The sequence below is a fragment of the Limnoglobus roseus genome (assembly GCF_008254045.1).
In the GTDB taxonomy this organism is placed as follows: Bacteria; Planctomycetota; Planctomycetia; order Gemmatales; family Gemmataceae; genus Limnoglobus; species Limnoglobus roseus.
On the sequence record NZ_CP042425.1, the window covers coordinates 6,987,564 to 7,010,875 of the forward strand.

Here is a 23,312-nt window from a genome sequence, read left to right on the forward strand (position 1 = left end):
CCTCCTCGAAGGGGACTGGGAGAGGAGAATCGACCCCGCCGGCGACTGGGCCGGCGGGGTCAAAGTCGAATCAGGGATGGGGTCAGCGGTCGAGGCCCTGCTCGCGGGCGCGGGCGGCCTCCTCCCTCGCCTCGATCGCCGCGGCTTCCATCTCCAACTGAATGTAGACCAGCTCCGTATCAATCTCCTCCATCTCCCGGTCCTCGGCCTCGAACTCGTCGAGATCGGCGTCGGGGATCAAGGCGAGGTCTTCGAGCGTCGCCAGCTCGTTCGGGGGCAAGAGCCGCATCAGCTCCTCCGCGGTCGGTTGGGTGTCGCGGCCGAGGGCCTCCATCAATTCGCCCTCGGCGATGCGGTGGGCGTTGATCTCGAAGGCGAGGTCGCCGGAATTGTCGGGGGCCTCGTCGCGGATCATCCTGTTCAGCGATCGCCGGAACGTGGCGGCATCGACGGCGGCGGTTTCGATTGAACTCATCGGATACTCCTCGGGGTCAGAAGCCCGGCCGCGTACGGCCGGGCGGGTCTCAACTCATCGTCAGGCCTTCTAGTCTTCGACCGCGGTGTCCGGGGCGTAGGCGAGGAAGCCGATCTCCTCGCGCTCGTCCGGCGTCGGCACGGCGGCGAGGTGGTCTTCGAGGGTCTGCCAGAGCGACTTCGCGAGGACTTCAAGGGCGGCGACCCCGTCGGCGTCGAAGTCCGCGTCGGTGAACTCGCCGCCTTCAAGAATCACCTCGATAGTCGAGGCCGAGTCCGTGAGCCGCTCCCAGAGGGGCTTCGGCGGGAGCGCCGGCGCGAGCCGGTTCTCCTCGGCGAGCCGAACGCGACCGAGGCGAATGAGCCGGACGGCGAGGCGGAGGACACTCGCGACCCGATCTCGGCCCACCTCGGCGTCGGCGAAGGAGTAGCCTTGCGACATCAGCTCAAGCAGATCGGCGACCGCGACGGCGAGGCGGTCGCGGAGGGACTTCGAGGGCTTGGCCGAAGTCGCTGGCGAACCGGGGTTGAACAGCGGGGCGACGAACGGGGAGATGAAGAACGAGAGCATGGTGGGGAACTCCTGTACCAGCGCCGGCAAACTGTGCCGGTTGGCGGGACAGGAGAGAGTCTACTCGATAAATTGAGCGGATCAAGATCAATTTTATGATCATATCAGCTAATCGCTCTTTTCGCCCATTTCGAGGTTATTGAGAACGGCCCTACCTCTTCCAGAACGTCACGTATGCGAATCAACTCGTCCAAACTCCCATCAACGGCGATCAGGATTCTCAAAGCGTTCACGAGCGATGGACTGCGGAATTTACCCGCCGGGTTGAGGTAGCCGTTGATCGACCCCGTGGACAAATCAGTTCGCTTCGCAAGGTCACGTTCAGAGAGCTGGAGTAAGTCCATCTTCTCTCGAAGCCAGCTACGGAAACTCTCCCACGTCTTCGGCTCTTTCTTGCCCTCCGTTTTCCGGGGCCTCGCCGCCTCAACCTGAGCAGCCGCTCGACGAAGCAACTCCGTAAGGTCAGCAACCCGGAGTTGTGAGTCCTCGATCACTCCCGCTAACACGTCGATAGGCTGCATGGCCGCGTCCCCTCCCTGATGGCATCCAAGCCTGGCGGGGAGTGTAACTTCGGCGAGGCCGCGCGTCTGCCCCAGCTCCCCCCGTCTATGGGTTCGCTTAAGACGCGGCGTGATTTGTACCGCCAAGTCGATACTCCTCGGGCGACGTAGTCGAGGGCGTCGGACTCATCAGGCGGTGACGAATACAGGGGCGACGGCCCGCCCGACGGGCCAGAGAATCTGTTTCTGAACCTCCGCGGACAACGAGGCGTAGGCGACGGCGGTCGCGTCTTCGAGGGTCCGGCGGTTGGCGGTCGAGCAGTAGCGAAGATTGTGCCCCAATCGGGCTTTCGTCGCGTCACACCAGCGGTACGGAATGACGTGCATCCGCTCGCCGGGGAGTTGCGTTAGATCCTCCCAAGACCAAATCCGCTCCTGACGGCACTTACGCGGCCACTTCCGCAGCAGCCCCAGAACGCGATACCCTTCGGCCCGCGGGTCGTCGCGTTCTTCGAGCCAGTCGGAAAGGCGAGGCGGACGACCCACGCGGAAGGGTCGGCGTCTAGCGTCGCCTGGAAGCCGGCTTCGTCGGTCAACACTACGCCTCCTCCCGGTTCGAGTTCAAATTCGCCTCGGGCGACTACGGCAGGCAGGCCCCGGCGGCGGCCTCGTTCTTCCGGCGACAGTCGTTGCACCGCGAGGTAAGCCCCCGCAGCAGGTTCGCCGCGATCACCCACGCCTCCTCGCCGCAGGAGCAGCGGCACCGCCAGCGGGTGACGTTCCGGTCCCGCCGGTGGGGGCCGATGACCGTCCACTCCCCGAACGGCGGCCTCCGCGTCAAGTCTTCGAGGCGACTGCACGCCCGGCAAGGGACCGCCAGCCGAGCCACGAGCCGCGCGGTGTCCCGCACCAAGACCCGCTTCTCCCGCCCGCACCGCCGGCAGCGGCACATCGCGAGCAGCCGGCCCGTCCCCGGCTCCGCCTGCAAACCGGCGACGACCGAGCCGGCCCCGCGGACGGCGAGCAGCATTCGCCGCCGGCACTCGTCCGCGTACTTGATCAGCCCCGTCAGCCGCTTGCCGCACCCGCAGAGGCAGGCGTGCGACGACGGGGCTTTCCCGACCGCGGGAGGCTGATCACACGCTCGAAGGTCGATCTCGCTCACGTCCCCCCTCCCCCGCGGCCGAGCCGCTCCAGCATCTGCTCGACGACCCGCTCCTGCGTCGCCGCCCGGAACCTCCCGAAGACGCGGGCGGCGAAGTCCTCGACCCCCCGCCGCGACGCCCCGGTGACGGAGTCGCAGTCGCCGAAAGCGTTCTTGCCGAACGAGAAACCCTCGACGCCCCTCGCCTTCTCGGCCAGCGACTTGAACCACGTCTCCGGCAGCGCCCGCGGCGAGGTCCAGACGACGTTCCGGGCCGAGAAGAAGGTGCGGCTCTCCTCGGGGTCGCCGTCGCACCGCCGCGCGAACTTCTTCAGCAGCGCGAGCGCCCGATGGCCCGCCCCACGGGGATCAGTTGCGAGGAAGTCGGCGAAGGCGACGCGGACGGCGTGGTCGTCGGGGTGGGCGTCGAGGTGCTGCTGGTAGGCTTCTTCGGAATCGAACACGGGGTCTCCTTCGGGGTCTGGGTCGGGGCGTGCTGTGGGGGTGGGTGATGGCTAGCGGCTACCAAGCGGGGCCGCCTTCGGTGGCGTGTACACCCACGCCTTTTCCGTCCGGTACCGCCCCTTCGTGCGGCACGATCTCAAGACGGACGCGAAGACGGCCGCCTGGTCGTCAGCCCCGAGCCGGGCGAACGCCGCCGCGACGCGGTCTTCGAGGACGCGACGAACCGGCTCGGCGGTGGGCGTCGGGCTGTAGGTGTAGACCGGGGCCTTGTGAATTCTCAACCGCTCGGCCGACTTCGACTCGCCGAACCGTTGATGGGCCGGGGTCAGGAACGCACGATCGAACCACCGCATGGGGAGGGTCGCCGCGAACTCCCCCTCCGTCGGCAACTGGCCGTCAGCCCTCGCTCGGTTTTCGAAGCCCGAACAGCTGCCGTTCACGCGGTGGAAGAAGTGAAACCGCCCGACGTTCTCGTCCCAGTACGGAACCCGCTTCAGATTCCCCAACGCCCGGTACCCCGCGGCCCGAGCGTCGTCGATGTCCTCCAACCAGTCGGCTAAGACGAGCCGGGCGTCGGAGTCCGACGGGTTCGCGTCGAGGTGGTCGTGGAAACCCCGCTCCCCCTCAAACCGCAGGGGGAACTGAAGCTCCCGCAAGTCGCGATCGCGGGGCCGGGCGAGGGGGAACTTCAACGCGACGAGGTCTTCAAGCCCCCTGCGCGTCTCCCGATCGAGGAAGAGTACCCGCGTCGGCAACTCGCCAGCCCCCAGGACGGCTTCGTACCACGCCTCGGGTAAGGCGTTGGAGAAGGGGACGGCGTGGGCGCGGATCGGCCCGGCCGACCAACGCTCCTGTCCGAACCGCCACCCCTGGCCGGGGACGCCGACGCTCTCCCGCAGGGGCCACTTCCGCAGCAACCCGAGCGCCCGATACCCGACCCACCGGGGGTCGTTGCTCGCCGCCAACCGAGAGGCCAGCTCCAACCGCGTCGCCCAATCCGAGGGCCTCGCGTCAAGGCGGGCCTGAAACTCGTTCTCCGTCTGCATCGCACACTCCGAAAAAGACCCCCGCCGGCCCATCGACCGGGCGGGGTGAAACGGCCGCTCAGAAGCGGGGACGGCTGGTGGACCGGGGGCGAGACTTCGACCGCGGGGGCGGCGAAGGCGAAGCGGACTTCGTCGCCACATCAGCCCCAGGGGCGGCCCGCTCGCCCACGCCCGCGAGGTGGGAAACGATCCAGAGGGAGCGGTCGAAGTTGAGAACTTGCTTCTTGTCGGCCAGGAGCCGGAGAAGCCACTCCACGTCGCACTTCGCCTCCCGCAGTGCCTGCGACAGCGACGCCGCCAGTGCCCAGCTCTCGTCGCGGTACATCACCCGCGCGAGGTTCCGCACCGTCGGGGTCATCCACTCCTCGCGGAACCCCTCGATCGGCGCGAAGAGGTTGACCACGCGCGGGATTTCCCGCATCGCGTGCAGACCGGCGACCAGCTCCTCGAACCCCCGCTCCTGAAGGGCCGCGGCCTGGACCATCGCCCCGGAGACGACGCAGACGGCGGCGTACTCGGTCGCCGCCCGGCGGTCGGGGGCCAGGGCGAGGGCGTGGAGGACGGATCGGCCGCAGAAGGCCGCTGTGGAAAAGCACCGCCGGGCGTCGGGGGTCTGGTCCCGCCGGTCAACGACATCGTCGCAGGCCGCGACCATCGACCCCAATTCCTCGATCGCGTCGGCCACGGCGACGGCGTCCGGGGAGCCGATCAACGCGATGCCGCGGGGCAACTCCTCGAACAGCGGGAGGCGGTGTGTGACGAGAAGGCGAAGCCGGCGGGCGTAGAAAGTGACGGCGGCCCGCCAGAGGGGATCGGAAAGAGGGACGGAAGCGAGCCAGTCGCGGATGTCGTCGAGGCCGAGGGGCATCGGGCGGAATCGGAAGCCGGGGTACTTCGGGACGTAGCTGGGGACGAGTCGCAGGAAAGTCATCAGAAGGTCTCCGGTCGGGTTGGGAAGTTAAGGTCGATGAAGTCCGGGGGCTATTTCGAACGCCGTTTCCGGCCTCGCTCGGCGGGGGCCGTCTCCGGCGGGTCCTCCTCTTGCTCGTCGAGGTACGGGTTCTCGACCGGGTTCCCGGCGGCGTCGAAGTAGAGGTCCTCGTCCTGCCCCTGGAGCTTCGCGAGAACCCAAGAAACCCTGAGCAGGGGCCACGCTGAGGCGTCTCGGAGGAGTCGCAGCAGCCACGGCTCCGAGCAGCCGGCAGCTTCGAGGGCGCGGGCGAGTTGGGGGTAGTAGAACCACTCGTCGGACGCGACAATTTTCGCCGCCCACGCCCTCGCCTCGGCGGAGGCCCACGCCTCGCGCCACCCGCGGATCGGGACGCAAATTCGGCAGACGCGGAGGTAGTCCATCCGCGCCCGCTCGGCGAGTGTCAAGGCACTGCCGACCTCGCCCCGCTCGACGAGGAGCCGGCGCACCGCCTCGATCGCCCCGAGCGTCACCCCCGAGGCCCATCCCGCGGCGGTCCCCCGCATGTACTTCCGCAGGGTCAGGGCGGTGTGACTGGCGACCTCTCGGGCGACGGCCGCCGCGGTGCCCTCGGCGTACACCGGCATCGCCTGCGGCCCGCCTGGGGGGTCATAGAGCAAATCCGCGTCCTCCCCGTCCTCACCCTCGCCGTCGAACATCTCCGCGAAGTCGGTGGTCATCCGAACCTCGTCGATCTCGTCGCGGTCGCCCCCGCGGGCGGCGCGGATCAGTCGGCGGGCCGAGTCGTCGCCGGGGTAGGCGGCTTCGAAGACGGGCAGCAGGCGGCGGGCGTGCAGGAGCTGCTCGCCGAACCACTGGCCGTCGGAGAGCCGGCGGCGGAGGTGCCACTCCTCAACGGCGTCCACGGTGTAGTCGGCGGGGCCTCGAACCGGCTCCAAGTAGTCCGGAGCGAGTGCAAAGGCGGGGGGCGGGGCCATCGAAGCCTCCGAGCGGGTAAGGGGCCGCGGGACAGACGCAGTGCCGCGGGGTCAAAGGATCATACGCTGAGGAAAGTCATGTTACAAGAAAAGAATTCTAAAAATTGTATTAAGACTATCAAAAAATGTTTCTTGTCACTTTCCGACCGATGGGCGATGTCGGGTGGTATGGACCACAAAACGAGGTAGATGAGAGGGGGAGATGCCCCTTCGAACGTGAGCAAGCCTTAGACGGTCAAGAAGAGTCTTCTAGATCTCAAAAGGTGCCGAAGACGAGGGGCGACGTGATCGCTGGCGAAGGGGTCAAAAAATACTTTTGCGGTGTAAACCGCGGCGCGGACGGCGGTTGAGGAGACGGGGCATAATTCCGCGAAAATAGATGTCCTCTTTTTCGGGTTTGGACTGGACTACTATATGGGTAAAAGTTTTCGATGAGTCCTCGGCATACGCCTCAGTTGCAGATGAGTAGCCGTCTAGACCTCGTCGGCGTACTAGGCGACGCTGCTTCAGATTCGACTTCTTCTTCATCTCATACGCCGACTTCGTCGTCGCTGAAAAGTAGAGCGACAGCTCTAGGCTCACCCCACAGCACGGGAATTCGCCTCTTAGACTAAGTCTTCAGCTTCTTCTCCTCTTCGACTTCGTCTCAGACGGCTTCGCCGACTGTGATCGAGTCTGCGACGGTGATTCTGTGGGAGTGGTTATGGCTATCGCCTTCAGATAAGAGCTAGCCTCAGACCCCTCTTAGACTTCATCTCTAACGCGCGCACGCGAGGGGGACACCCCCGAAGACACCTCCTCGGGAATTCCCAGTTCCCGCTCAGACGCCGACGCCTTCGCCGACCAGGACCCCGCTCGGGCCGCTTCTCTCACTTCGACCCCGACGGCGAAGGCGTCCGCGTCTAATCTCCCGCAAAAACGGAGAGGCCGCTACCCCCGGCGCTCCGGCCCTGCTGCCGCTGAAGTTCCCCCACTTCGGGGCAGCAGGGCACTTCTTTGCCCCGTAGGCGACGCCGCGAATCCCCCGCGGCCGTCGGAGTTCCCCCGCTCCGCCCTCGCCTACGGGGCCTTTTTCGTCGTCCCAGAGGCCGTCGCCACCGATCGCGAGCAGCCCATCGGCAGCCCAGCCCACAGACCGTGAATTCCCAGACCCCTACCGAGGCCCTTCTTTGACCGAATCTCCAGCCGAACTCGCCGCCCCGCCCGAAGCCGAGCCGAAGGTGACGCGGGTCATCGACGGCGTTGTCCTTCACGACCCCGAGCCGTGGGCGATCGCCGTCTTCGAGGAGTTGCTGAATGAGATGCGGGAGCGACGGCGAACCATTTACCTCATGCCCCCGGTGAAGATCGTCGCCGCCCTCACCGCCGCCGGTTATCGACCCGTCGAAGGCACGAGGTGGTGGGAACCGCCGCCGCCGATCGAGCCGTCGCCCGCCGCCTGAGCCGCTTCTACCGACCCTTTCCCCCTCACCTCGAAAGACTCTGCATGTTCGCCGCGAAAGACCGCCTCATCTATGCCGACGTGTCTGGTAAAAGCCTCGACCCCCTCGTCGTCCGCCGGAAGCTGATGCTGGCGACGAAGGGCGAACTGAACGCCCTCCTCGATCAAGCCGCCGGCTCCGACCCGCTCCCCGCCCTCGCCGCCGAGGAGGCCCTCGCTGGGGCCGCGCGGACCGCGTTCGACTTCCCCGCTTTCACCCCCGACGGCGGCGGCGCGACCGACCTCGACTGCCTCGAAGAACTGAACCGCTTCGTGGAGTGGGTCGAAAAAAAACTCTGAGCGGCGAGGTCCTCTCCGACTTCGCCGCTGCCTACGGCGCTCCCGCCGCCCTCGACTACGACACCTTCGTGCAGCTCTACCTCAACATCCCCCGTCGCAACTCCCGGACGGCGCTTCTGTTCTCCGACGCCGTAAGTGTGGCGGTGGGGACGACCCAGAAGCCGGCCGACTGGGTGTATGACTCCAGCGAAACCCCTGAGCAGGCGGAAAAGTGGATCGACGATCACAACACGGCCCAAATCCTCTCGCGAATGAACGCTCCTGGCTGACGCCGCGGGTCACGTCCGCGCGTCTCCGCCGTCCCGTCTTCCCGGCCCCGAGGGCGACGCCGACGCTGCCCCGACCGGGGCCGCCCGAGCGTTCCCCGACGCCGCCCGCTCCCCGGCGCGGGCGGGGGCTGACGCGAACGGACGTGACCCCGGTTCGGCTCCGCGCGACGAGGTTCCCGGCGGCGGCGACCGCGATGCGCCCTCTGCTGCGAATGTCCGCGGCGGTGTCGCCATCACCGCCCCCGCTGCGACCGCCCGCGGCGACCGCCCCGCCGCCTTCGCCCCCGCGGCCGAGGGCGATGAAGACGACACCGGCGGCCCCGCCACCGGCGGCGCGGTTGAAGGTCGGCGGCGTGTCGGTGAAGCCGGTGAGTCTACCCCCCCGAGGTTCTGCCGCTCGCGACCCCGCCGATCCGCTTCCGCCGACGGCGTCGCAGCCCAGCCCCCGAGCCGAGTTGTTCCGGCCGCCCCTGTCCCTGTTCCCTCGCCCGATCCGCAGCTTCGCCGGGCCGCGGGCGGAGGTGACGAAGGCCCGCCTCCGCGACGCCGCGGTCGCCCCGCCCGAGAGTCTGACCCGGCGGGGCGAGCGGCGGTCGGGAGACGGAGGCGGGACCTCGGCTGCGTCGATCCGGCAATGGTCCCCAGCCCCCTCTCAGGAGCCGCCCCCGCCGAAGGCGAAGACGCCGCCTGTGCTGCCGAACGCGGCCCGGCCGACGATCCGCCCGCGGCTGCGGCTGTCTCAGATCTAACCCCTTCTCCCCTACCACCCCCACCTCGGAATTCGCGAGTGATTCTGACTTATAATAACGTTGTTTTGGATGTCCTTACGAATGAGGTCCGGCGGGAATTGGTGTATACAGAGGACGGTTTGTCGCCGGTGATGATCCGCTGGACGCTGTCGGTCACGGGCTACCTCAATTCCGCGAAGGTCAACTACAGCCAGGACCCGTCGCCCGAGGTCACGGTGCCCGCGGTGACGGCCTGGGGACAGCCGATCCCGTCGTCGCCGGGGTCGCTGGGCCAGCAGTCGCTCGCCAACCTCGTCCCGCCCAGCGGCGCGAACCGGCTCCGGCCCGCGGTGGTGCCGCTGAAGTCGCCGCAGCAGCAGGTGACGGACGTGATCACGACGGACCACTGGGTGACGAAGGCCCTGCTGACGCCGCGGAAGTTGCTCCAGTTCGGCGACTATAACGCGGCTTCGCCCGCCGAGCCTCGACTGATGCTGTCCCAGCCGCCCGACGGGGAGGTCTGCGACGTAGGCGGGGGGCCGCTGCCGATCGCCTGCGACGCGCGATCGATCATCGGCTCACCGTCCACGATCGTCGTCGAATTTTCGATCCAGACGTTCACCAAGTTCGAACCCTATTCGGCGTCCGTGGCCGATTCGCTGGTCCTCTCCAATGAGTACCAGATGACCCACACCTGCGACGAGGAGTACTCGACGATCCGCGACGTGGTGGGCCGTATCACGTTCCGCAGCGACGCCGTCGAGCGGCTGAAGTTGAGTCCCGATTCGCTCCGCAGCGGGGTCTTCCTCCCTATCCCCGAGGGGTATCGCCGCACCTCGATTCAAGTCGTCGCGCGGTCGGACGGGCGGACCCTGGAATACTCCTGGCGGGACGTTCAGCAGCACACCAACGTCGTCGACTACGGCATCGGCATCGCGCACATCGAGTGCGAGATCACCGAGGCGATGGTGAAGGACAAGACGTTCGACGAGAACTTCGTCTCGACGTGGCGGTCGATCTACGACCTGCGCACCGCCCGCAACTTTGCGGAGCAGAAGAAGGACCCGAAGGACGCCGACCCCGGCCTCTTCCTGAAGGCATTTCCCCCCGCCCCCAACGGCAAACCTTAAGAGGCGACATGGTAGCTCCCTTAGTCCGCGGCCTCGGCTGGCTCGCCGCCCGAGCCGGGGCCGGCAAAGTCAAAGATCATGCGTTCCGGTGGGCAATCAACAAAGGCATCAAACTCGGCGGTGGAGGTGGTATGGGCGTGTTCAACTGGTTCACGGACAAGGGCGTTGATTGGGTCAACGTCGCCGCGAACATTTCGGAGGGGATGATCCCGAGTGTGGAGACCAAAGCCTATTGCGTCGTCCACGGGATGCCGCATAGCACTCGCAAGGACCTCCACAAGTTCGCGCTGTCGCTGTTGTTCTCGATGGTGAAGAGACGGCGAAAGCAGGGGGCTGGGGCGGCCCTGCCGCCCGCGGCGGTGTTGATCGCCCGCTTCGACATGGTCCGCAAAATTGTCCACGTGGAAGTCAGCTACCGGACGAGCGCTCTCGGGAACCTCATCAACGCGGGAGCCGGAGTAGTTCTCGACCCCTTCGACTTCGAGATCGCCAACGACGACACCGTGAACGACTCCCTCGTCTGTATCAACGGCACTGAAGATAAGTACATCGGTGACGCCTTCACGCACCAAAACTGGCTCGAACGCCGATTCCTCGGAGGGGTACCCAAGCTCCCCGGCGAGGGGAAGATCCTCCTCACCGACGACCCGAAGACGGTGAACCCGGCCCCGCCGGGCGACTTGGTCTCCCGCGGCCTCCTCGAATTCGTCGTCTTCGAATCAATTCGCAATCCGCCGTCGCTCATCAACCACGCCGAGCTGATCGAGAACGACCCCCGAAACAAGGTTCCCGGCGCGGTCGGAGCCTACACGCCCGCGAAAGACTTGAAGACGCCCCGAGACAACGCCCCCGTCCCTGTCTGGGAAAAATTTTGGGCCGCGAAGAACGTCACTCCCCCGAAAGGTATGTAGCCGATGCCCTCACCGCCGACCGCTTACCCTCGCTTCTTCGACGACGCCTCCCGGCAGTCCTACGACGAGGCCGAACACTGCGAATCATACGAGACTAACCCTGGGGTCTGCATCCTCCCCTCCGGCGAACCGGAGCCGACCGACCCCGAGAAGAGGAAGCTCTGGAAGCCGGTCGTGGCGATCAAGCTCCACGAACCCTATCGGCTCCGCCGGTCCCAGCACAGCTACGACCGGCAGAACACGCCGCCGCTGTTGCCGAAGGTGGCGGACTCGGGGCGATTCATCGCTCTCGGGGGGAGTCATACCTTCGCCTTCAGCCCGTCCCTGGACGGTCAGTCGGTTCGCTACCGGGGGGCTTGTGACATCACCTTCGTCGAACACGCGAACCTCCGCTGCGTGACCGGCTTCACGATTGGGGACGAACCGTATACCGTCGAGCAGCAGCGGCGGATGCAGGTCTCCCCCGGCGTCCCTTACAACGGCGACGAATCGCAGATCATCGTCGAGACCTCGCCAGAAACCCGAAAAGGCCAGGTCCTCGGCAGCTACATCAACCACGCCGACCCCTACTCGGGGTTGGAAGCCTACGGCGGGTGCTACTCGGTCACGAGCTGGATTCCCGACACCTGCTTCTCGCAGTCGATGATCTCGGCCGGGGGCCTGCCGGTTCCCAACCCGCCGCCCCCGCCCCCTCCGCCGGCCCTGCCCCCGTCGCCGGGGTCGCCCCCGCCGTAATTCGCTCGACGGCGGATTCGGCGAAAGGTACGCTGAGGGGAAGCGAATACCCCTGAGCGTCGTCGCGGAGAGCGTCTCGTGGACAGCAACTGCCTCTATTGCGGGAAAGCCGGCGTCCTCGGCGTGACGCTCCAGCGGGCCGTCTACGGCGGGAACCACTTCAAGGGGAGCGAAGTCGTGGACGTGTGCGAGGAGTGCTACCCGAAGCACCAGAAGTCGAGGAAGACGGACTACTCCGTCTTCTTCTGGGTGTTCCTCTTCATCGGTAGCATCCTCTTTCTTCGGGTCTTTCACGAAGTCTTGGTCGAGATTCAGAAGCTCTTCCGCTGACCCGTTCCCCCTCGCCGACCCTTCGCCCGCCGCGTTCGAGACTTCCTCTCGGCCGGCGGGTTTTTCTCATTTCCCATCCCCATCTCCCCCGCCGCCTATGACCGTCCCCAACTTCAACGTGCAGCACCCCGCCTCCGGCCCGGCCGACGTGTGGATGAAACTCGGCGCGAACGCCTGGGGCCAGCTCGGCTACACCGAGACCGGCGTGCGGATCGACTTCGTCCCGGAGTGGATCGCGATGCCGACGGACCGCCGGGGGCCGACCGGGGCCGATTTCCGCGTCACCGGCGGCGAGACGGCGAACGTCGTCCTCACCCTCGCCGAGTGGGACGTGGCCTTCTACGAGGCGGCCAAGTCGCGGACGCGGAACGCCTCCGGGGCCGGGTTCTACGACCGCCGGGACATCGGCGGCTACGCGACGGGGGCGCTCCAGATCGCCGTGCGGCACCAGTTCTACGGCTCCGTCGCCGCGACGCCGGGCCTGCCGCCGGGGTACCTGTTCCCGAACTGCTTCATCACCCCCCACTCGCTCTCGCCGATCGGGACGCGGTCGCCGAAGTTGGCGATCAGCTTCGAGGCCGAGCCGATCTTCGACGGGGGCTTGGGCGGGTGGCTGTTGTACTCGACGGCGACGAGTTTCTTCGGCTCCCTCCCGGCTCCCTGCTAGCGGGGGCGACGAGTAGCGGCCGGCCGATCAGCCACCCCCACAGTCAGCGGTTCCCAGACGCGACGGAGACGGAAGGCCTCGCCGAGTTGTACTGCTACTTGGAATGGATGGCGTAGGTGAAGGCGGCCCGTTCCCACCGCCTCAGGCACTTCGTGCTGCGTCATCTAAAACGTCGCGGCGCGTTGCGGCACCTCTTCCCGCGAGAGAACATCATCGTTAAAGTTACGCCATAGAAGGAGGATGGGCCGTATGCCTAGTCCGATCCCCTACGCATACGTACGGACACTCGAACTTGAGGGAACCCATCCCGAGGATGCCGGGTGCTGGCCGATTACACATCTTCGGATGATGTTCGGTGAAGGTGAGCCTTCTCAAGATAGCCCCGATTACTGGCTTCCGGTCATCCGGCCCGGATTGTTTCCCAATACCCATCCGATAGAGCCGGGGCAGCTCTGGCGTAACGTCTTCTACAGAAGAGTCCGGTCTTCGATCGAATGCCGGCATTTGTTGCTATCAAAGCACCCTGTCAGCACCCCGATACAGATGACGCGAGCATGGGTAGCCCCAATCGGAGGTGTAATTCCTGACCCGATTGAGGGTGAATGGTTGTCTTCCGAGACGCATAGCGTCACTTTCAAGCCGGACGAATCTCCTCCAGGGCGCTTGCGATTTAAGAACGGTTGGGATGAAGAGTCGCTTGGTTATCGTTGGGGCGACAATGGATGGGGACAGTTTTCCGAAGCATACTTCGACGCCTACAGTTTTGATGCGTGGGCTTTCTTTCTTCACGATGCCCAACTCGGCAATGTTCGGCAACGAAATCTCGACTCAGTTCGCACATCATCTGCGTGGACTGACAACACCGGAGTTAAGTGGTATCGGCTGGTCACTATGAACGGGACAAACAAACCCGGCGACCGCATCGGTTGGTCTTTCGTGGCCGAGAAAAACGGCTTCCTCGAAGTCGAGGAACTCTACGTTCGGCCTGAGTGGAGGAAAAGGGGTGTTGGTCGGGACTTGGTTGCACGCCTTCAAGAGTTAGCATCGGTGAAGAAGGCCCAGCTCCGGCTCTGGGTTCCTTTCGCCGATGCCTTTCGCGACAGCCGTGGTACACAAGACGCCCTCCTTGCGATATCCCGGAGGATGGGATTGCGGTTCACGAAAACGCCCGTCCGTTGGGCCGCATACCTGGCTGAGCCGAACGGCACGAGCGATTTCCCGATCGAGCCAGACCTCTACCCTGAGCTGCTATTCTCAATTCGCCGCATTAGACGAAGGTATTTTATCGCTCGACCACCGCCTGCCTTACTTCACGAACTCTTCACGCACGAATGGATTACCAGTGATCGACCTAACCCTCCTGACCCGGTTCCTGAGCAGTCTCGGCCCCCCTGGAGCGTCTTAGTCGGGGCCGCCCTCTCTAGCGGTGACGGCGTTTTCGCGTTGGCGGCGACGCCGAGCAGTTCGCGATCTGGGCCGACGGCCCATAGCCCCCGGCCCACAGTCGCGAGGGGGGAGCCGAAGCCGACTGGCAGAAAGCGACCCGTCGCCCTCTCCTCTTCGTCTCCTTCGCGGTCGGCGTCTCGATCGGCGATTCTGTGGCGGGGGCGGCCCAGCGGGGCGGCGATGGGTCGGCGATCTCGTCTTGGGCAAAGAGTAGCCGTCGAGGGGACGCCGAAGCCGCGGGGGCGGGGACCCAGTCCCCGCCCCCTTCTCCTCTGGGAATGGGTAGGCGAGGCCGCGGGTGAGGCTACTCTTTGCCGAGGACGAGGTCTAACGCCCAGCAGCCTTTGACGTGGGGGCCGTCGCTTCGCAGGTGGTTTAGAAGGTCGGCGTTCTCGCACCCCGCGTCTTCGAGGGCGTCGGCGAGAATCGGCAGTCGGTCGAAGGCGCGGTCGGCGTAGATCCCTTCCGCGAGGCCGACGGCGGTGGTGGTGAGCCAGGATGGGGAGAAGGTGACGGGGCGGAACGGGTTGCCGAAGATGTCCCGATAGATAAAGCCCGTACCTTGCAGTATGTCGTTTCTAGCCTCTTGAGTCAGTTTAGCGGCAGGCGTCTCGTCAAGCTCAGGTCCGTCGAACCCCAACATACAGACTTTGAAAACGAGTCCTGCACCGATCTGGGCCACCTCGGCAGCGGCAGCTAATTTGAACGCTTCCTTCACGAACTGACGGGCTTTTCCATGCGCTTCGCTCAAGTGCGTATCGGCCTTCTGCTGAAGTTCCGAAAGGGCGATACGGGCCGCGTCAGCAATCCGCTTTAGTTCCTGAAGATTAGCCAACCCATCTGCGGCTCGCTCAGCCGCATCAACCAAATCTCGACTACGCTGGTCAACCAGCAGATTCCAACAGTTTCGACTCTGAGCGACCTCGACAAGCTCAATTTTGCGGTCAATCATTCTCCCTTGCAGGAAGTTCCGCATCGGCGTCGGATCGTTCGCCGCCAGCCATTCCGCTTCCGTCATCTCTCAGCCCCTCGGGACTCGATCACCTCAACGATACCAGACAGCAAGGGCGAGAAACAGTCTCGGAACGGACTCAACCCTCTGGGACGCCGCCGCCTCTCAGATTCTGATCCAGGCGAAGGCGACGGTCGTCTACGGCGTCCGCGAGGTAGCGGTGCCCAAGCCCGCGACCCGGCTCCTGCGGCTGGTGAAGCTGACCCCCGGCGGGGACGCCGAAGGCGACTCTTACGACGTGGTGTGCGAGACGGGGGGACAGGGGCGACGAAGTAGGAGACGCAGATCGTGACGAAGACCCCGAGGGGACCCCGCCCCGGAGACGGCCCGCTGCTTCGATCAATTTCGGGACGCCCCGAAGACGATCTCGGCGTCTTTGAGGGCGACGGGCGGTTCAGGGGGAGCGGGCGTCACTGTCGGCAGAGTAGTTTTTGGGTGTGACACTTCTTCTTGACTGTCATAAACTACCAAAGTCCCGTCCCCCTAACAGGAACCGCTCCAATGCCGAAAGAAATCGACCTGTCCGCGTTCATCAAGGAACTCAACGCCGCGAAGCCGGGTGCCTTCCACACGACGTACATGAAACTCCCGACGGGGGTGACGAAGAACCTCGCCAAACTCGCCCTCGACAACGGCGTCTCCCTCTCCTACCAGATCCGCAACTCGGTCGAAGAATACGTCGCCGCCCTCACCTCGGGCGTCTGTCTCAAGTTCGACCCGCCCCTCCTCGCCCACTTGGACTTGGCCGCCGAGAACCTCGGTTTGGACCGCCCCGCCCTCGTCTCGCTCATCGTCGCCGAACACATCACGGACTACCTGACGAAGAGCCTCGGGAAGCTGGAGCAGCGGAAGGAACTGGAATCGCGAATCAAGGCGGCGACGAAGCCCGCAAAGTGAGCTGACGACGATCGACACGGCGGCGGCTGGGAAATCCCAGCCGCCGTTTCTCATTTCTGGACCCACCTCGAAGAATCGATCCGCTTGTCATTATCTTAACCATTTTAAGCATTGACACATTATAACTTGTCTCTTACGATGCTGGTGTCCCTTTACTTCGAACTGAGGCGGGGCCACTCGGCTGCGGACAAATCGAGATCCCCTACCCGGAGGCAGCGATGCTGAGATTGCAGTCGAGCATTTTGATCGAAGGCGGCGAGATGATCTTTTCCGTCAACCTGCCCGCGAAAAGGGAGTCGATCGACGACCTCTTCCTCCTCGCCTGCCGGTGTCGCCGTCATCTGATTCCGATGGAAGTTCCTTCCCCCGACGACGCCGACTTCCGGCGCGAAGTTCAGCAGACGCTCACCCGTGCCGGATTCGCCCGCGACTGGTCAACGGTGGGGAACGCCTACGAGACGTGGCGGCCGAGAAGCAAGCCGCCGATTCGATCGGCTCCCCGGAAGGGGGCAGCGAAGGCGGGGGCGTAAAGGCGACGGGGGGTGTCGAGTCGGAAACTCTGAGGAAGGGACGGGGCCGATGAATCAGGGGTGTGAACCAGAAACGGACGCGGTCGCAGACGTGCCGGATGACGTGAGGTCCGCGTTTATCAAACTCGAAGCGACCCAAGAGGCTGTCGATCAAGGATACCAAGAGGATTTGGCGGTCGCGCCAGCCGGTATCACGGCCGAGCGACTGAGACAGATCCAAGATTTTCACTCGCGGCATCGTCGCGTATTGCTAATCTGGCCGGCGACGATGCGGAAGGAGAAAAAGTACAACGCCTTGACCGACGGCCTGAACCCAGACGAGGTTACACAAGCGCTTCAAGAGGGCTTGGCGTGGGCCGCTTACCTCTGGGAGAACGAGGGCGACGCCTTCTCCTTCGCTATGGGGTGCTGCTCGAACTATGTGAGAAAGGCGAGGAGTAGAAAGCTGGCCGAGCTGAACTGGCGGAAGGGCATCAACAAGCTCTTTCGGAAACGCCGCCGGAAACTGATTCAAGAAGCCGGGACCGATGAAAGTCTTCGCCTTACGTGGTCCTCAGACCCCCCCGCGCCCCTTCGGAAGTCAAAGCTACTGGAGAGTCTATCCGAACGGGACCGGGAGTTTTTGGTCCTGATCTACGAGGGCGACCTGGGGCCGAGCGAAGCTGCGAGACGGACGAAGACGAGTTGCGAGTACAACACGGCTTTGCGGCGAAAGAATAGGCTGCTCGCGCGACTCGGAAGAACCTTGTGCGAGTCCCTTCAAACCGTAATGTCTCGACCCGATTCGGAGTGGGAGTCGCACCCCATTTTTCGTCTGCTCAAAAACGCCTACGGCCGAGAGGGGGCGATTGACAGGATACAAGAGTCGAGTTTGAAGTCGGAAGCCCCTGACGATTCGGACGATCTCGATCTCTCCGTCGAGACCGTGGCCCCGCCCTGTCACTAGCCGACGCCCCGGAGATTCCCGTGACCCCCCCCCCCCCCCCCGACGCCCTCCTCGCCTCAGTCTTAGACGCCCCTGCCGACAACCTCCCCCGCCGCCTTCTCTGCTGAGACTTCTGATGCCCTGCCCGCCGACTCTGTCGCCCCACCTCGCCCTCCGCCTTCGCGGCGTCGCCCCCGCGGGGAGTTGGACCCTCTCCGTCTCCGCCGATTGCCTCCGCGACGGCGAGCGGTTGCAGTACAACCACGCGCGGTGGTCGTTCCGCCTCCGCGACGCGGCCCGCGGCGAGGTCGCCCGCGGCGACGAGGTGCTGGCCGCGCGGGGGATGGCCCGGCTCCGGGCGGGGTGGCAGGGCCTCCGGTACGGCCTCGCCGCCCTCGCCTTCGGCCTCGACCGCACCGGGGCGTCGCCGCCGGGGTTGATCGTCCGCGGCCCCGACCGGGTTCTCCTCGGCCTCGACGGCGGGGCCTGCGGCCCGGGAACCGCCCCGGACCGCGACGGGTGCTGGGGCCTCCTCGCCCGGCTGGGTCTGACGTGGCAGACGATTTCGGCGTAATAGTCGGCGAGGGCGACCGAGGCGGGCCTCGGTCGCGGACGGCGACTAAGACGGCGAAGGCGACGCCGTCCCCGTTACCTGTACCGTGGGCCGGGGGACCGCTGGCGCTCGGCGGCGACCGCGATGAGCCCGACCCGGCCCCTCCTCCCACAGCACCAGCCCCGCCCTCGCAGCCGAAGACTATCTCTGCGTCGCCTCGGGCGGCGGCGGCTCCTTCGGCTTCAGAGCCTTCTCCAGGGCCTCCGCCGCCGCTTGAGCGATCGCCGCGTCCCGTTCGGCGTAGACCAGGGTCGTGGTCGGTGAGGAGTGGCCGAGGAGGGCGCGGGCGGCGTCGAGACTGAGGAGGCGGCGAGTCTCCGTGGCGGCCCAGTGGCGGAGCTGGTTCGGGTGCCAGTGGGGAACCCCCGCTTTCTCGGCCGCGGCCTGGATCTGCTTCCCATACGCCCGGCTGTCGATCGGGAGCGCCCGCGTCGGGGAGAGGAAGACGAAGGCATCGGCCCCGCGGGCGACGGCGAGGTAGGGGGCGAGGAGCAGTCGGGCCGTCGAAGAGAGGGGAATGAGCCGCTCACGCCCCAGGTACGCCTTCTTGTGGCGGAGGGGGCGAATCGCGACGGGCGTACCACCCCCGCCCCCCGGTCGAGGATCGTCCCAGACCAAGTCGCCGAAGCGAAGCTGCCGCACTTCCCCCGGCCGACCGCCGGTGAGGAGTTGGAGTTCGACGAGGTCGCGAACGACGGGGTTCAGTTCCTTCTGCGTCGCCCGCACGGTGTCGAGGGAGACGGAGAGGACCGGCGGTCGGTCGGGGGCGGCGGTGCGGCCGGGGCGGAGCGACTTTAGCCCCGCGAGGAGTACGACCGTCGGCTCGACGAGGCCCTCTTCGCTGAGCTGGCGAAGCCCGAACACGATTCGCCCCCAGCGCTGGTTGATGAGCTTCCGACACCACCCCCGCTTCACCATCGCCTCGCGGACCTCGGCCCATTCGAGCCGGACGAGCGAGCCGATGGGCCGATCGCGGTGGAGTGTTACGAGCGGCTCCCAAGAGCGGTGGTGGTCTTCGACTTCCCGCGAGACACGGCCGTCGGGGAGGCGGTAGTAATTGCGGCAGATCGCGGCCCAGCGATCGAAGCAGGCCCCGACGGTGGGGGAACTCGACGGCGAAGGGGTCGGCGTCGCCGGAGGGGTCGCAGAAGGCGAGGGAGTAGGTGATGGTTCCGCGGGGAGTCGCGGCGGCTTCGGAGAAGCCGGGGAGCCTAAGTTCGCGATCACCTCCGCGTAGAGTCTCCTCGACTCCGCGGATCCGTAGACGCCGAGGTAGATCACCTCGCGTTTGTCGCCCCGCCGGACGGTCACGTAAGCCTGATTCGTCGCCTTGTGTCGGCAGTAAGTTGGAAGACGCACGCTTTGCTCCAGACCCTACGGCAGGGACTACAGCAGCGGAAGAGAGGGGACGGCGAAAACGCCTAAGAAGGAGGGGGTCGGCCGCCGCCCCGTCGGAGGTTCACTCCGGGGCCGGCACAATTTCTGAGTTTGGCGGTTCCCCGGACTATGGTGCGACGACAACTGCGGCAGCAGCGCCCACGGCAACAACGACGACGGCCACCATTGGGGTGGTTGTCGGCACGAAGTTGGTCGGGGTGAAGGTCATGTCACACGTTCGGGGAGGTTGTGGAATGAATATAGAACCGCTGGCGGGATTTGGCCAAGCGGAATTCCGTCTCGCGTCAATACTTCGCGAGATCGCCCGCTCCCTTGCCGAGGCCGAGGCCGTCGATGACGGCCTTCGCGCCGTCCACCATGAACTTGAGTTCGCTGCTCACCGCGATGAATTGCCAGCCTTCGGCGATCCGCTTTTTTGCATCCTCGGCGCTGAAGGTGTGAATGCCGGCCGGCACGCCAAGCCGTTTGCAGCCGGCGAGAATGTCCGCCAGTGCTTGCTGAAACGCCTCGGGGGTCGGGGGCTTACCGTCCGCAGATCGCATGCTCGCCATCAGGTCGTTCGGCCCAACGAACACGGCATCGACGCCGGGCACGGAATAAATGTTGTCGAAGTCGCGAACGGCTTCGATGTGCTCGCACTGGAGGATGATGGCGACTTCGTCGTTCGCGCGGGCGTAGTAGTCAACCGGCGAAGCGTTCCAGTTCAAGGCGTGGACGCTCCCCCCAACGCTGCGGGTTCCCTGCGGCGGGTAAAGGCACGCCTCGACGGCCAGTTCTGCCTCCTTCCGCGAACAGACCATCGGCACGATGATGCCGTGACCGCCGTTGTCGAGGACGCGCTTGATGTGGTCGTGCTTGTTGGCCGGCACGCGGGCCAAGGCGACACAGCCGGCGTCGGCGACCGAGCCGAACATGTGCGTGGCGGTTTCCATGCCGACGAGCGAGTGCTCGATGTCCACGCACAGCCAGTCGAAGCCGCTACGGGCCAGGAACCGGGCGGCCGTGATGTTGCCGAGCGAAAGCCAGGTGCCGACGGCGGGTTGGCCGGACTTCAACAATCGCTTGACGGGGTTCTCACGCATGGGAGAGGCCTGCTATGGGTAGGAGATTCCTAGCGTGGGTTATAGGAGTGCCCGGTCACTTCTTCACTTTCAGTTCCAGCACTTCCTTCCAGATTTCGCCGTAGGCCTCCTTGTCGAACGGCGGGCAACCGGTCGGGTACTGGCCGAGGGGGTGGTTTTTCTCCCGCATCAGGGCCGTGCAATAGCTGAAGGTGCGGCAGACGCGCTTGCGGTCCATTTTGCCGTTGTCCTGAAGTTGCTTTACCCAATCGGGTTGGGCCAACGACGCTCGGCCGACGCCGACGAAGGTGATGCGGCCATCGCGTACGTTCGCCGCCCCGGCCTGTGGGAAGAACTCTTGCAAGTAGCTGTAGCCGGTGCCGACAATCGCCAGCCCGGGGTTTGCCCGCTGAACGGCCTCGGCACACTTGAAGTGCCGGTCCACGCCGGTGAGCGGGTGTTCCGGCGACTCGTAGCCGTCCGGCGGCGGGTACTCGAACGGCCGGCCGAAGTGCGGTTGCGCATACGGGTTGCCGAGCGCGACGTTCACGAGATCAACGCCGAGGGTTCGCATCTCTTGCACCCAGCGAATCGGTTCCGCCAGGTCCGGCGTAAACGGATCGCTCTCGCTCATCCCCCAGCCATTGGCCAGTGGAGCCGTCCAGGGGTCGGGCTGCCCGTCGTCGTTGTCGCCCTTGTGGTAAGGGATGCTGTCGAAGCCGTTCATCCGGGTGGCCAGCAGTACATTGCTCGGCACGACGGCCTTGAGTGCGGTGAAGATTTCCCGCGCCAGCCGCGTGCGGTTCTCGAAACTACCGCCGTAGGGGCCGGGCCGGTTGCGAGCGCCGAGCAACTCGTTAAGCAGGTAGCGGTGGCACTGTTTCACGTCGAGGAAGTCGAACCCGACTTCGACCGCGAGTTTCGCCGTGGCAACGTAGTCATCGACGAGTCGCTTCAATTCGTCGTCGGTAATGATCGGGTAGTCGGCCGTCACTTTCTGCCCGGTCGCCTTGTTCACAACGGTTCGCGGATCAAGCAACGGGTCGTGAGTGGCGATAATCGGCTTCACGCTGTACCGGCCGGAGTGCGTCAGTTGCAGGCCGAACAGCAAGTCCGAATCGTCGCCCAACGAATCCCGGTGGGCCTGCCGCGTTTGCTCGACGAGCTTCGCGAACTCGTCCCGCGTGCGGGGGTTCAGCGCGATCTGCCGCGGGTTGGCCCGGCCCTCGTCGTTGACGGCGCACGCCTCGCCCCAGATCAACTTCGCCCCGCCGCCGCCGAATCGCTGGTATCGGCGGAAGGTGAGTTCGCCCGGCGTGCCGTCGAGGTTGCCGTCGCAGCCTTCCATCGGGTGGATGCACCAGCGGTTGCCGACGGTCCGCGTGCCCACCGTCACAGGTTGCGAGAGCGGCGAGAGGTCGTCGCTGAATCGTAGGTCGAGGTTCAGGCGGGCATTCTCGGCTTCCAGGTCGGCGGTCGTTTTGTACTTGAAGAACTTGGCCATCACGGATTCTCCGGGAGAAGTTCGGGAGTGGGCGTACCGTCCGCGGGCTGCGGCACCTTCGGCTCGTGGAAAAAGACGATGAAAACGATCGTCGCCACCGTACACCCGACCACGGGGACCAGCCACACAGCCGGCCAATCCGTCGTCGGGCCGTGCGTGTGCGCGTCCTTGACCCAGCCACCCAGGAAGAAGCCGAGCAAGGTGCCCGGCCCGCCGGCCACGAACGTGAGCAGGGCTTGCGCACCGGCCCGCAAGTGAGGCGGCGCTTCCTTGTCGATATAGAGCGCCGCGACGATGGAGAAGAACGTGTAGCTGACGCCGTGCATCGGAATCGCCACGGCCGTGATCGCCGGGATGTTACCTCCCATCAGCACCGAGTTGCGCAGCACCCAGGCCAATAGCCCGACGATCATCGTTGTCTTCAAGCCGAATCGGACCACCATGAACGACAGCGAGGCCATGCAGCCCATCTCGACGAACTGCGCGAGGCTCAACTTCGCCACCGGGTTGGCCATGCCGAGGTCGAGGAGGTACGGCGTCGCGAAGACGGTATAGAACTGCTGCATCATCTGGATCAGGAAGGCGACGGCCGCGAAGACGATGAACGACGGGTCACGGAACAGTTTCATCGCGGGCAGGCCCATGACTTCCGGGATCGGCCGGCCCCTCCCCTTCGGCGGCGTGTGCGGCAGTTTCCAGGCGAGAAGCCCCAAGATCACGTGGCACGCGGCCGACACGGCGAACAGGTCTTCCGATTGCAGCCGGAAGAACCGCTCGACGACGTTACTCGACACGATCCACCCGAGGGTGCCCATCGAGCGGACCGGGCCGAAGCTCTTTTGTGGGTTCGCCAGTGTCCGCATCGCCATCGAGTTCCCGACCGTGATCGCGAAGACGGACGCGATCGAGTACCCCAACAGGGCGAAGAACAAGTACAGGCACGCGACCGGCGGATTGGCGTTCTCGCCGGCGAAGGACTTGGCCACCTGCCCGATGCCGACCATGCTCCCGGCCATGAACAGGTGCATCGTGCCGACGAGCTTTTCCGATGCGAAGAAGCGGTCCGCTAGGAGGCCGGTGATGAACGGCGCGACCAAGCCGCCAATGGCTTGCGTGGCGTACAGGAACGCCGTCTGTTGCGAGCTGAACCCCAGCCCGCCCTGCCCCGCCGGTTGCACGAGCCAACTCGACAGCGTAACGATCCACGCGCCGAGGGCGGCGTACTGCAAGAACATCATCCCCGCGAGCCGAAACGGCACGCCGGCCGG

At 65.5% G+C, this 23,312-nt stretch carries 28 protein-coding genes; 14 read left to right on the top strand and 14 right to left on the bottom strand.

What is annotated here, in order from left to right; all coding sequences use genetic code 11:
* Positions 1-82: 82 nt before the first annotated feature.
* From PX52LOC_RS29835 to PX52LOC_RS29875, 9 genes are all read right to left on the bottom strand, one after another.
* Positions 83-475, bottom strand: coding sequence for a hypothetical protein (locus PX52LOC_RS29835; protein WP_149113506.1), 393 nt, complete (start codon positions 473-475; stop codon positions 83-85).
* A gap of 69 nt (positions 476-544) precedes the next feature.
* Entirely contained in the window at positions 545-1,045 is a 501-nt protein-coding gene (locus PX52LOC_RS29840; RefSeq protein WP_149113507.1) for a hypothetical protein, read from the bottom strand.
* Between the two features lie 104 nt (positions 1,046-1,149).
* Positions 1,150-1,566, bottom strand: coding sequence for a helix-turn-helix domain-containing protein (locus tag PX52LOC_RS29845; protein ID WP_149113508.1), 417 nt, complete (start codon positions 1,564-1,566; stop codon positions 1,150-1,152).
* A 168-nt stretch (positions 1,567-1,734) separates the two neighbouring features.
* Positions 1,735-2,091, bottom strand: coding sequence for a hypothetical protein (locus tag PX52LOC_RS29850; protein ID WP_149113509.1), 357 nt, complete (start codon positions 2,089-2,091; stop codon positions 1,735-1,737).
* Between the two features lie 94 nt (positions 2,092-2,185).
* Positions 2,186-2,710: a hypothetical protein gene (locus PX52LOC_RS29855; protein ID WP_168219287.1), complete on the bottom strand. Its 525-nt coding sequence runs from the start codon at positions 2,708-2,710 to the stop codon at positions 2,186-2,188.
* Positions 2,707-3,153 (bottom strand): hypothetical protein, encoded by a 447-nt coding sequence (locus tag PX52LOC_RS41130; protein ID WP_168219288.1) that lies wholly within the window; start codon positions 3,151-3,153, stop codon positions 2,707-2,709. The genes PX52LOC_RS29855 and PX52LOC_RS41130 overlap by 4 nt, the downstream gene beginning before the upstream one ends.
* Positions 3,154-3,204: 51 nt before the next feature.
* On the bottom strand, positions 3,205-4,200 hold the full coding sequence (locus tag PX52LOC_RS29865) for a hypothetical protein (protein WP_149113511.1): 996 nt from the start codon (positions 4,198-4,200) through the stop codon (positions 3,205-3,207).
* Between the two features lie 58 nt (positions 4,201-4,258).
* Positions 4,259-5,131 (bottom strand): hypothetical protein, encoded by an 873-nt coding sequence (locus PX52LOC_RS29870; protein ID WP_149113512.1) that lies wholly within the window; start codon positions 5,129-5,131, stop codon positions 4,259-4,261.
* A gap of 50 nt (positions 5,132-5,181) precedes the next feature.
* The gene (locus tag PX52LOC_RS29875; RefSeq protein ID WP_149113513.1) at positions 5,182-6,108 is read right to left on the bottom strand and encodes a hypothetical protein; all 927 of its coding nucleotides are present in this window, start codon (positions 6,106-6,108) and stop codon (positions 5,182-5,184) included.
* Between the two features lie 1,169 nt (positions 6,109-7,277).
* Here PX52LOC_RS29875 and PX52LOC_RS29880 point away from each other — a divergent pair.
* From PX52LOC_RS29880 to PX52LOC_RS44155, 10 genes are all read left to right on the top strand, one after another.
* Positions 7,278-7,550, top strand: a complete 273-nt coding sequence (locus tag PX52LOC_RS29880) for a hypothetical protein (protein ID WP_149113514.1) — start codon at positions 7,278-7,280, stop codon at positions 7,548-7,550.
* 44 nt (positions 7,551-7,594) lie between these two features.
* Positions 7,595-7,888: a hypothetical protein gene (locus PX52LOC_RS29885; RefSeq protein WP_149113515.1), complete on the top strand. Its 294-nt coding sequence runs from the start codon at positions 7,595-7,597 to the stop codon at positions 7,886-7,888.
* Entirely contained in the window at positions 7,867-8,157 is a 291-nt protein-coding gene (locus PX52LOC_RS29890) for a hypothetical protein (RefSeq protein ID WP_149113516.1), read from the top strand. Before PX52LOC_RS29885 ends, PX52LOC_RS29890 begins: the two co-directional genes overlap by 22 nt.
* A 194-nt stretch (positions 8,158-8,351) precedes the next feature.
* Positions 8,352-8,906, top strand: a complete 555-nt coding sequence (locus PX52LOC_RS29895; RefSeq protein WP_149113517.1) for a hypothetical protein — start codon at positions 8,352-8,354, stop codon at positions 8,904-8,906.
* Between the two features lie 119 nt (positions 8,907-9,025).
* Positions 9,026-10,015, top strand: a complete 990-nt coding sequence (locus PX52LOC_RS29900) for a hypothetical protein (protein WP_149113518.1) — start codon at positions 9,026-9,028, stop codon at positions 10,013-10,015.
* 8 nt (positions 10,016-10,023) lie between these two features.
* Positions 10,024-10,926: a hypothetical protein gene (locus PX52LOC_RS29905; RefSeq protein WP_149113519.1), complete on the top strand. Its 903-nt coding sequence runs from the start codon at positions 10,024-10,026 to the stop codon at positions 10,924-10,926.
* Positions 10,927-10,929: 3 nt separating this feature from the next.
* Positions 10,930-11,661, top strand: coding sequence for a hypothetical protein (locus tag PX52LOC_RS29910; RefSeq protein WP_149113520.1), 732 nt, complete (start codon positions 10,930-10,932; stop codon positions 11,659-11,661).
* A 78-nt stretch (positions 11,662-11,739) separates the two neighbouring features.
* On the top strand, positions 11,740-11,991 hold the full coding sequence (locus PX52LOC_RS29915) for a hypothetical protein (protein WP_149113521.1): 252 nt from the start codon (positions 11,740-11,742) through the stop codon (positions 11,989-11,991).
* Between the two features lie 97 nt (positions 11,992-12,088).
* Positions 12,089-12,658 (top strand): hypothetical protein, encoded by a 570-nt coding sequence (locus PX52LOC_RS29920; RefSeq protein WP_149113522.1) that lies wholly within the window; start codon positions 12,089-12,091, stop codon positions 12,656-12,658.
* An 891-nt stretch (positions 12,659-13,549) separates the two neighbouring features.
* A complete protein-coding gene (locus PX52LOC_RS44155) occupies positions 13,550-14,452 on the top strand; it encodes a GNAT family N-acetyltransferase (RefSeq protein ID WP_390637572.1) in 903 nt (300 codons plus the stop codon).
* On the opposite strand, the gene PX52LOC_RS42945 is transcribed toward PX52LOC_RS44155, so the two are convergent.
* Positions 14,409-15,122 (bottom strand): hypothetical protein, encoded by a 714-nt coding sequence (locus tag PX52LOC_RS42945; RefSeq protein WP_246173506.1) that lies wholly within the window; start codon positions 15,120-15,122, stop codon positions 14,409-14,411. The genes PX52LOC_RS44155 and PX52LOC_RS42945 overlap by 44 nt on opposite strands.
* A 495-nt stretch (positions 15,123-15,617) precedes the next feature.
* Between PX52LOC_RS42945 and PX52LOC_RS29935 the strand changes: the two genes are divergently transcribed.
* The 4 genes from PX52LOC_RS29935 to PX52LOC_RS29950 all read left to right on the top strand — a co-directional run bounded on the left by PX52LOC_RS29935 (position 15,618) and on the right by PX52LOC_RS29950 (position 18,042).
* Positions 15,618-16,013 carry a hypothetical protein gene (locus PX52LOC_RS29935; RefSeq protein WP_149113524.1) on the top strand — a complete coding sequence of 132 codons (396 nt, stop codon included), beginning with the start codon at positions 15,618-15,620 and terminating at the stop codon, positions 16,011-16,013.
* Positions 16,014-16,231: 218 nt separating this feature from the next.
* Entirely contained in the window at positions 16,232-16,543 is a 312-nt protein-coding gene (locus PX52LOC_RS29940; protein ID WP_149113525.1) for a hypothetical protein, read from the top strand.
* A 49-nt stretch (positions 16,544-16,592) separates the two neighbouring features.
* Entirely contained in the window at positions 16,593-17,489 is an 897-nt protein-coding gene (locus PX52LOC_RS29945) for an RNA polymerase sigma factor (protein ID WP_149113526.1), read from the top strand.
* Between the two features lie 115 nt (positions 17,490-17,604).
* Positions 17,605-18,042 carry a hypothetical protein gene (locus tag PX52LOC_RS29950; RefSeq protein ID WP_149113527.1) on the top strand — a complete coding sequence of 146 codons (438 nt, stop codon included), beginning with the start codon at positions 17,605-17,607 and terminating at the stop codon, positions 18,040-18,042.
* 180 nt (positions 18,043-18,222) lie between these two features.
* Here PX52LOC_RS29950 and PX52LOC_RS29955 read toward each other — a convergent pair whose 3' ends face one another.
* From PX52LOC_RS29955 to PX52LOC_RS29970, 4 genes are all read right to left on the bottom strand, one after another.
* On the bottom strand, positions 18,223-19,440 hold the full coding sequence (locus PX52LOC_RS29955) for a tyrosine-type recombinase/integrase (protein ID WP_149113528.1): 1,218 nt from the start codon (positions 19,438-19,440) through the stop codon (positions 18,223-18,225).
* A gap of 323 nt (positions 19,441-19,763) precedes the next feature.
* Entirely contained in the window at positions 19,764-20,561 is a 798-nt protein-coding gene (locus PX52LOC_RS29960; protein WP_149113529.1) for an HpcH/HpaI aldolase family protein, read from the bottom strand.
* A gap of 55 nt (positions 20,562-20,616) precedes the next feature.
* Positions 20,617-22,044, bottom strand: coding sequence for an oxidoreductase (locus PX52LOC_RS29965; protein ID WP_149113530.1), 1,428 nt, complete (start codon positions 22,042-22,044; stop codon positions 20,617-20,619).
* A complete protein-coding gene (locus PX52LOC_RS29970) occupies positions 22,044-23,303 on the bottom strand; it encodes an MFS transporter (protein WP_149113531.1) in 1,260 nt (419 codons plus the stop codon). Before PX52LOC_RS29970 ends, PX52LOC_RS29965 begins: the two co-directional genes overlap by 1 nt.
* Positions 23,304-23,312: the final 9 nt, after the last annotated feature.